We start from the raw sequence: 1,676 nt of genomic DNA, 5'->3' as shown, positions 1-1,676 counted from the left end.
CTAGTTTCCGTCCACAAACGTCAAACTGTTGATTTTATTGCCTAAATCGTGACTTTGCGCGGGCAAGGCCCGGCGGTTTCAGGTACACTTTGGTCTCATGCCACTGATTCCAAAGTACAATCTGCAACCGCCGGAGCCGACAATGCGCCAAGAACGCACCGTCCAAGCCAGCATATTCGATCTTTTCGCCACACACGAGATCGGCCACGAGTTGAAGGCGATGTCGCAATGGCTGGATGAGCATTGCGATCTACTTGGTTTGGTGGCCCGCGATCTGGTTCGGGTCTGTGTCAAGGCCACCGGACGGCAAGGCCTGCCCGCCGAAGCGGTGCTGCGCTGTGCGCTGCTGAAGCAATACCGGCAACTGAGCTATCAGGAACTGGCGTTCCATCTCGAGGACTCCGCCTCGTTCCGCGCCTTTGCGCGGCTGCCGTGGTCATGGAGCCCGCAGAAGTCGGTGCTGCAAAAGACGATCAGTGCGATCCGGCCCGAGACCTGGGAGCAGATCAATCGGGCACTGCTGTCGGGCGCTCGGCAGGCGAAGCTCGAAGATGGCGCGGTCGTGCGGCTGGACAGCACCGTGACCTCGGCACTTATGCATGAGCCGAGCGACAGCAGCCTGCTTTGGGATGCCGTGCGCGTCATGGTGCGCCTTCTGAAGCAGGCCGATGTGTTGACCGGTGGTGCCCGCTCACCATGGCATGATCATTGTCGGGCGGCTAAGAGGCGTGCCCGCAAGATCCAGTTCACACGCGGTCGACCAAATCGGTTCCAACTCTACCGGGAACTGATCGCAATCACCCGCGCGACATTGGCATACCTGCAGCAAGCGACCGAGCGGTTGGTCGCGGCGGGCAGTCCGCTCATCGAACTGTGGCAGGCCCAGGTCTGCCACTATCGGCCGCTGATCGAACGCATCATCACACAGAGTGAGCGGCGGGTGTTGGCCGGCGAGTTGGTGCCGGCCAGCGACAAGCTGGTCAGCCTGTTCGAGCCCCATGCCGATATCATCGTCAAGGGCAGCCGCGACACCGAATACGGCCACAAGCTCAACCTGACCACCGGCAGGAGCGGCATGATCCTCGATCTGGTGATCGAGGCGGGCAATCCGCGCGACAGCGATCGATTGCTGCCGATGCTGGAACGCCACATCGGCATCTGGGGTCAAGCGCCGCGGCAGGCGGCGGCCGACGGCGGCTTTGCCAGTCGCGACAATCTGGCTACAGCCTTGACCTTGGGCGTCCGCGACATGGCATTCCACAAGAAAGCCGGCCTCAGGATCGAGGACATGGTCAGAAGCAATTGGGTCTATCGCAAGCTGCGTAACTTCCGTGCCGGCATCGAGGCCGACATCTCATGCCTCAAGCGCGCTTACGGTTTGGCGCGCTGCACCTGGCGCGGCCTTGATCACTTCAAGAGCTACGTCTGGTCCTCGGTCGTGGCTTACAATCTCGTCGTCTTCACGCGCCTCAAGCCGACCTGACGTCGAGCCATTGCGCGGGTCAGCAGCCCGCCGGCAGGCGCCGGCTCCATAGCCATGACTAACTTCCGTTCGGCGAGTTCTTTCTGGCGCGATCCACTGGACTTCGCGTCGGCCGGTACCGCAAACGACGTTTCTTCCTGCGGCAAACCTCTGTAAACGCTCACCAAAATGGGCGTTTGTGGACGGAAACTAG

General features: G+C 61.3%; 2 protein-coding genes. One reads left to right on the top strand and one right to left on the bottom strand.

Features of this window, described 5'->3' with window-relative positions; translation table 11 throughout:
• Positions 1-142: 142 nt before the first annotated feature.
• Positions 143-1,483: an ISNCY family transposase gene (locus tag NKH16_RS34780; RefSeq protein ID WP_352903961.1), complete on the top strand. Its 1,341-nt coding sequence runs from the start codon at positions 143-145 to the stop codon at positions 1,481-1,483.
• On the opposite strand, the gene NKH16_RS34775 is transcribed toward NKH16_RS34780, so the two are convergent.
• Positions 1,444-1,676: hypothetical protein (locus NKH16_RS34775; RefSeq protein ID WP_352671808.1), on the bottom strand; the 233-nt coding region annotated here is incomplete at its 5' end. The genes NKH16_RS34780 and NKH16_RS34775 overlap by 40 nt on opposite strands.

It is taken from the genome of Mesorhizobium sp. M1307 (genome assembly GCF_040318155.1).
Lineage (GTDB): Bacteria > Pseudomonadota > Alphaproteobacteria > Rhizobiales > Rhizobiaceae > Mesorhizobium.
This window is presented reverse-complemented; position numbering and strand designations above follow the sequence as displayed.

Bases quoted from the DNA above. Each gene is read 5' to 3' on its own strand.
- NKH16_RS34780 (WP_352903961.1), top strand. From the start codon at position 143: ATGCGCCAAGAACGCACCGTCCAAGCCAGCATATTCGATCTTTTCGCC.